Genomic DNA, 6,912 nt, shown 5'->3' with positions numbered 1-6,912 from the left:
GGCGTTGGAAGGACGCCTGCATTCAAGGCGCCCAGAAGGCCGGAGCGCAACAGCAACAGCAGCGACTGGAAGCAAAGCAGGACAAACAGCGCATCAAGGCGCTCGAAAAAGAGCTCAACCGCAAGGAGAAAGCCCTGGCGGAAGCCGCGGCTTTACTGGTGCTGCGAAAAAAGTTGACAGCCCTCTGGGAGGCAAACGAGGCCGATTAACCTCGTACCCGGAGCGGCAACAATTAGTGGCTTGGATTCGCGAAGCAACCTCTGCGGGCACCCGGAAGCGTTTGGCCTGCGCAGAAGCCGGCCTCAGCCTGCGTACCTTCCAGCGCTGGACGCAGGAAGCCGGCCAGATTAGTCAGGACCAGCGCGCGCAAGCGCAACGCCCGGAGCCTGCGAACAAGCTGTCGGAACAGGAGCGGGAACAGGTGCTGGCGGTCTGCAACCAGTCGGATCGTGCCGAGACTGGCGGACCAGGGCGTGTATCTGGCTTCGGAATCCAGCTTTTATCGTATCCTGAAGGCGGCGGATCAGCTGCATCATCGGGGCCGCGCGAAAGCACCACAAAAACGCCGGCCTCCGACCACGCATCAAGCCAAAGCGGCCAATGAAGTCTGGACCTGAGACATTAGCTATCTGCCGAGCGGCGTGCGCGGCCGGTTCTTTTATCTGTACCTGATCATGGATATCTTCAGCCGTAAAATCGTCGCCTGGGAAGTGTACGAGCAGGAGTGTGGTGAAGCGGCGGCCGCTTTGATACAGCGTGCGGTATTGGCCGAGCATTGCTTACGCAAGCCTCTGGTGCTGCATGCCGATAACGGCAGCCTGATGAAGTCGCAGACGCTGCAGGCCAAGCTTTATGACCTGGGCATTACGCCTTCTCATAGTCGGCCCCGGGTCAGTAATGACAACCCGTATTCGGAAGCGTTGTTCCGGACCTTGAAATACTGTCCGCAATAGCCCTCGCAAGGCTTTGCCTCTCTGCTGGCCGCAAGCGAATGGATGAGCCGCTTCGTGCCTTGATACAACGACACGCATCGACACAGTCAGATTAAGTTTGTCACGCCGATACAGCGCCATCGGGGCGAAGACCGCGCGATTCTTGATCAGCGTGATCAGGTCTATGCCCAGGCCAAAAAACGACATCCGGCACGTTGGTCAGGAGCGACAAGAAACTGGACGCCAGTAGGACCAGTCACGCTAAATCCGGAGCGGAACGAGGCGGAAATAAAAAAGGCCGCGTGATCAAAAAACACGACAACTATCTTGAAAAACACCGCCTGCTTCCTGAATTAGCGCATTCAACCAAAAACGATCATATATATTTTTATTGATGAGCTACACTTTGAGTTTAGTTTAAAACTGTTTATGATTTGCGCGTTATCTCGTCCAGAAAAACAATGCTCGAAAATTTTTTATTTCTGAGCTTAAGTAAGACCCGGATATAAAATTCGCTTGCTAGACAATGCAAAAAGAAGAAATAGCAACCAGTAAGGTTACATTAATAGGAATCATCATTATGATGATTGGCCTTCAACTTTCTGATGATATAAAAAATTAGGAGTAATGCATGGAAGAAACGACTGTTGATCTGTTCCGTTCAATACGAATCGAACAATTTCCGCGAGGTGCAATTATCGACACCCAACCAGCCCCGGAAATCTTATATCCTGACTTTGAACCTCGCCAACTGCCCAACGGAAAAACTCGAAAGAGAGATATCGACTCATTTGCTGACCAGAATGGAGATATGTGGGTTGAAACTGGTGGAGGCACTTCATTATTTGATCGCGCAAAGGTTTTTCAAGGAAAATCTTGGCTATCATTCGAGATACCGAAGGGTACGGTTATTCCAGAATCGCTTGTTGTCCGGTTTACTGGCTATAACAAAATTTTTGATGCAAATCATTACCAAATCGAAAGCAAGGCCAAGATGATGCGCATGGATTCTTTTAAAGGAGCATTAGATAATTTGGCGCGAAATGCCATTGTCAAAGCGATCGAATTAGGCAAGAAAATTTAAACGATTTTTTAGGAGATTTTGCATGATAGAAATCAGCGCATACGCCTTGGAAGCAGCGATACAGGCAGTGGACGAAAAAATATGGGGGCTAAAAGCGGAAATGGAGCAAGCAGCCGAAAGCGGAGACCCTAGCGACCTCGAAGATGAAATCATGGGTTATATGAAAGCGGCAGATTCACTGCGGACCAGCTATGAAGAGGCAATCAAGCAACGCTATAGCTTGATGCCATATGAGAAATTGGTTCGCTGAAAAGCCATAGGATGCACTTCACCTCAGTACCATTTTATGACCGTATGGCAGATGATTCGTATGGTGGATTTGCCTTGGCAATCCACCAACAAACGGAGCCTTGTCACTGTAATGTTCCGCAATATTACTGGTTTGATTCAAATGGTGGTTTGCTGAGCGAAACCGCCCTACCTGACTATATGATCAAAGGCGGCGCCACCTACCGGATTATCTATGATAATTTGTGGATTCATAGGGAACTTACATCAAAACCCGAAGAGCAAGTCCTGCTACAAAAACCGTCATGCTGGCAGCTATCAAGTTCATAATTGCGACACGCCGCGACTCGCGGACTAGGGTGTAGAGCCGGGCGACCGATACCGATGATTCCACTTCGCGGCGCAATGATTCGGCCGCCGCCTTTGCACCGTCATGCATGGTTGCTATCATTGCTTCACGGCTGGCTATCAAGGCAGCGTTGAGCGTTCTTTCGGCCTTGTTTTTGGCGTCATCGCCCCAGCGATGGGCGATGGCTTCCATCTCTTCCTTGAAGCGATCCAGAATTTCTTGTTGGGCGACCGCACTGTCCCGCATCAATCGTTCGTTGATCGTTTGCAGGATCAAGATTGGATCGTCGCGGCCAACGGCGATGCCGTGTTTCGCCGCGATTTCCTTGATGGTTTCCTCGATCTTGTCAGTCGCCATCACAGCACCGCCGCATTTTCAAGGTGCACGAAAATCTGTGTACGCACGATCTTGAGTCTTTGTCTGGTCATGATTGTCAGCGATTCCATTGCCAGGGCTTCATCGAAGGTCAGCCGGGCCTGCAGCATTTCCGAGAAATCCCGGCCATAGGTTTCTTCCTTGAGTGTCGGAATCTGGATAATGGCTGATACGCGATCTTTATTGTCTTTATATGCCTTCATTTGTTCAAATCCCTTTCCTTCATGCTCGATAGGCCCCCAGTAGGGATTCAGCCACACAACAAACACGCTTTCATCCGGGAACTGGCCGGCGAGTTGAGCAAATCCGCTTACCGTGTCTTGAAGGGCCTGGCCACCGGTGACGACGGTATGAACAATCAGCTCATGCCCCATGTCCTGGAGCAGTGCTGGAACTTCGTTGCTGATGAGATAGTGGGACAAGGCGACGAACGAGCTGGCCCCGTTGTCGATTATTACGTCGTTTTTGGTTGGCGCTATCAGTTCAACCAGGGCATCGAAGTTGCGGGTATTGATTTCATCGCCATCCATGATGTTCAGACGGCGTGCTTTCAGTGCCTTATATCCCTCAAATGTTGCATTCACTGGGTCAGTGTCGATGCATAAAGGCGATTGTCCCTTGCTTGCTTTGTACTGGGCGATTGCGGCCGCGATCATCGACTTGCCGACGCCGCCTTTACCTTGTAAAACCATATGGATTTTGGCCATTAGAATAGATCCTCTTTATTTGGTGTTGGGTTAAATGTAAAGCCGGTCATTGCACGGACTCTGTTCTTCTTTGGCTCCGGAGACGCCTTAGTTCTCATAGCATCGGCCTTCGGGTCGGTCTTTGTGTCATCTTCTTGGGATGGAGCAGGCAAGGCGGTCTGCTTCGCCTGATTGGCCGGCGCATGAGTGATATACCGACGGACGTGCTTCAGGAATGTCTCGTATCGATAAGGTATCTTTCCCGTTTCGTGCATATGCTCCCAAATGGTCTTGAACGCATAGCCGGCTTCAACTGCCGCCTTCACGTCGTTACGCACGGCCAGGAAAGCTACCATGTTTTTGTCCTGTCGAGGCCTTGAATCTTCTCGTTTCTTCACCCAGTCGGCCAGTTCTTCGGTATAGCTCTTTGCCATCTTTATCGATCCATTGTCGTGTCATCAAAACACTGCTTAAACGCAATTACACCGCTACCGCATCGCTATAAGTGCACTGCTGCAACACTGTTGGTGCGCCACTAGCGGCTATTATAAGCCGATTTTATACAATTTCGCTATATCGTAAATTAAATAGTATTATTACAGCGAGGAAATAGCGTACAAATCGAAATGACTAGTGGACACTTTTCATGGCATTAAGAACGCCGTAAGGCGGGCAGGATGTGTGAAGTTAGCTAACCGTCAAAGCCGGTCAACTAACTTCACTACCCTTATTCGCACCAGGTGCTCAACGGACATCCTGCTCTGCGAGGCAGCCGGCTACCGTCGGTAACAGCGAGGTTGACGAACAATGGAAAATAAAGAGAAACAAACTGGACGGAAACGCGGCCACCATTTGCGAGTGCCAGTCTTTCCGGAAGAAAAAACTGAAATCGAACGCCAGGCGCAACAGGCCGGTATGAGCGTTGCACGATTCTTACGCGAAGTAGGGCAGGGCTACCAGATCAGGGGGATTGTCGATTATGAACAAGTGCGCGAATTGGCACGCATCAATGGCGATCTTGGCCGTCTGGGAGGTCTCCTGAAGCTCTGGCTGACAAATGATAGACGTACCGTTCAGTTTGGCGAGGCCACAATCCGGGCGTTGCTGAGCAGGATCGAGTCCACGCAGGATGAAATGGGGCAGGTAATGAAGTCGGTGGTTCGCCCAAGGGCGGAATCATGAATTTTTTAGCGGCTAAAATCTTCAGGGAGGCGGCTTGATTGCAAAGCATGTCCCTATGCGGTCGCTTGGCAAAAGCGATTTTGCAGGGCTGGCGGACTACATTACCGACACACAGGGAAAAACCGAAAGACTTGGGCAAGTTCAGGTCACGAACTGCGCAGCAGGAACGGTGCAGGCCGCGATTGATGAAGTGCTGGCGACTCAGCACATCAACACTCGGGCCACGGGGGACAAGACCTATCACTTGCTCGTCAGCTTTAGAACGGGCGAGAAACCCAATGCCGACACCATCAAGACCATTGAAGAGCGGATCTGTGCCGGCCTTGGCTATGGTGAGCATCAACGGATTAGCGCCGTACATCACGATACGGACAATCTGCACATTCACATTGCCATCAACAAGATTCATCCGGTACGGCACACGATGCACGAACCGTATTATCCGCACCGGGCTTTGGCTGAGCTATGCACCGTCCTTGAACGAGACTATGGCCTTGAGCCGGACAATCATCAGTCGCGCAAGCGGGGCGCTGAAGGGCGGGCGACCGACATGGAACGTCATGCCGGTATTGAAAGCCTGATCGGCTGGATCAAACGGGAGTGTCTGGATGAAATCCGAGAGGCTCAGTCTTGGGCAGAGTTGCACCAGACTATGCGTGCAAACGGCCTTGAGTTGCGCGAACGCGCTAACGGTCTGGTCATCGAAGCCGTCGACGGCACGATGGTTAAAGCAAGTACGGTAGCCCGCGATCTTTCCAAACCGAAGCTGGAAGCCAGACTGGGCTCTTTCGAGGCATCGTCCGAACGGCAAGCGCGAATCAATGTGAAGCGGCAGTACCAGAAGAACCCGGTACGTCTGCGTGTCAATACTGTTGAGTTATATGCCAAGTACAAGGCTGAACAGCAAACCTTGACAGCTGCCAGGGCGGCCGCTTTGGTTAAGGCAAGAAAGCGTAAGGATGAGCAGATAGCGGCTGTCAAACGGTCGGGCCGACTGCGACGGGCGGCTATCAAAATCTTGAGCGAGGGGCGACTGACCAAAAAGCTGCTGTATGCTCAAGCCAGTAGGTCTCTGCGCAACGAAATTCAGGCGATCAACAAACAGTATCGAAGGGAGCGGAAGAGATTCTACGATGAGCACAGACGGCTCACATGGGCTGACTGGCTCAAGAAAGAAGCCATGCAGGGCAATGACGAGGCTCTGACCGCCCTGCGTGCCCGCGAGGCCGCCCAAGGCCTCAAAGGCAATACCGTCAAAGGCGAGGGTCAAGCCAGGCCTGGCCACGTACCCATACTGGACAACATCACGAAGAAGGGAACCATCATCTTTCGTGCCGGTATGAGTGCCATACGAGATGATGGCGACAAACTGCAAGTATCACGCGAGACCAACAGCGAGGGTCTGCAAGCGGCTCTCAGGCTGGCAATGGAGCGGTACGGCGAGTGCATCACCGTCAATGGCACGGTCGAGTTCAAGGCGCAGGTCGTGCGAGCCGCCGTTGAATCACAATTACCCATCATCTTTGCCGACCCCGGCCTTGAGCGTCGGCGGCAGGAACTTTCAACGAAGGAGAAAGCAAATGAGCGAACCGAATCAATTTCCTACCGAGGACGAACTGATCGACGCGGCACTGGCCGCGCTGGATCAGGACCCACTGCCGACCAGCACGCTATCAGATTTAGAAGCGGGCCTGGCGGTAGTCGGGCAGCCGGAGCATCTGAACGCTCCGCCGGTATCGTCGGGAAGCCCAACATTGGACGCCCTGGACGAGTTCCGCCGCCCCAAAGCCAGCACCGTTTGCGAGAACTGTCCGAACTCGGTGTGGTTCGCATCGCCGGCGGAAGTGAAGTGTTATTGTCGCGTGATGTTCCTGGTCACATGGAGCAGCAAGGAACCCAACCAGATAACACACTGCGACGGGGCGTTTTTGGGGCAGGAGTGAAGCCGGAACAAATCGCTGCCGCTGAAAAATATATTGACGAGAGAGAGCAAAAGAGGTTTAAAATTTACGATATACCGAAGCATTTTCTATATAACGGACAAAATGGCACTTTCACTTATGGCGGTACCAGAAA

7 protein-coding genes and 1 pseudogene are annotated in these 6,912 nt (G+C 52.1%); 5 read left to right on the top strand and 3 right to left on the bottom strand.

Translation table 11 applies throughout. The features are described 5' to 3' along the window. The 3 genes and pseudogenes from EK22_RS25385 to EK22_RS21505 form a co-directional block, all read left to right on the top strand. A pseudogene (locus EK22_RS25385) lies at nucleotides 1-1,238 on the top strand (IS3 family transposase); the annotation flags it as partial. Between the two features lie 325 nt (nucleotides 1,239-1,563). Next, nucleotides 1,564-2,016 (top strand): Tse2 family ADP-ribosyltransferase toxin, encoded by a 453-nt coding sequence (locus EK22_RS21510; protein ID WP_036254308.1) that lies wholly within the window; start codon nucleotides 1,564-1,566, stop codon nucleotides 2,014-2,016. 22 nt (nucleotides 2,017-2,038) lie between these two features. Beyond that, the gene (locus EK22_RS21505; protein ID WP_036254306.1) at nucleotides 2,039-2,266 is read left to right on the top strand and encodes a hypothetical protein; all 228 of its coding nucleotides are present in this window, start codon (nucleotides 2,039-2,041) and stop codon (nucleotides 2,264-2,266) included. A 240-nt stretch (nucleotides 2,267-2,506) separates the two neighbouring features. Here the strand turns inward: EK22_RS21505 and EK22_RS21500 are convergent, their stop codons facing one another. From EK22_RS21500 to EK22_RS21490, 3 genes are read right to left on the bottom strand one after another with little or no spacing between them, the layout of a single operon-like run. After that, a complete protein-coding gene (locus EK22_RS21500; protein ID WP_200882644.1) occupies nucleotides 2,507-2,953 on the bottom strand; it encodes a conjugal transfer protein TraM in 447 nt (148 codons plus the stop codon). Then, on the bottom strand, nucleotides 2,950-3,675 hold the full coding sequence (locus EK22_RS21495) for a nucleotide-binding protein (protein WP_036254299.1): 726 nt from the start codon (nucleotides 3,673-3,675) through the stop codon (nucleotides 2,950-2,952). Before EK22_RS21495 ends, EK22_RS21500 begins: the two co-directional genes overlap by 4 nt. Beyond that, a complete protein-coding gene (locus tag EK22_RS21490) occupies nucleotides 3,675-4,088 on the bottom strand; it encodes a TraK family protein (protein ID WP_036254298.1) in 414 nt (137 codons plus the stop codon). The genes EK22_RS21495 and EK22_RS21490 overlap by 1 nt, the downstream gene beginning before the upstream one ends. A gap of 373 nt (nucleotides 4,089-4,461) precedes the next feature. Between EK22_RS21490 and traJ the strand changes: the two genes are divergently transcribed. Both traJ and traI read left to right on the top strand, forming a co-directional pair. Then, entirely contained in the window at nucleotides 4,462-4,836 is a 375-nt protein-coding gene (traJ, locus tag EK22_RS21485; RefSeq protein ID WP_036254296.1) for a conjugal transfer transcriptional regulator TraJ, read from the top strand. Between the two features lie 34 nt (nucleotides 4,837-4,870). Further along, the coding region (traI, locus tag EK22_RS21480) for a TraI/MobA(P) family conjugative relaxase (protein WP_036254317.1) at nucleotides 4,871-6,912 on the top strand (2,042 nt) is incomplete at its 3' end.

The sequence above is a fragment of the Methylobacter sp. BBA5.1 genome, from assembly GCF_000746145.1.
GTDB classification, from domain to species: domain Bacteria; phylum Pseudomonadota; class Gammaproteobacteria; order Methylococcales; family Methylomonadaceae; genus Methylobacter; species Methylobacter marinus.
This window is presented reverse-complemented; position numbering and strand designations above follow the sequence as displayed.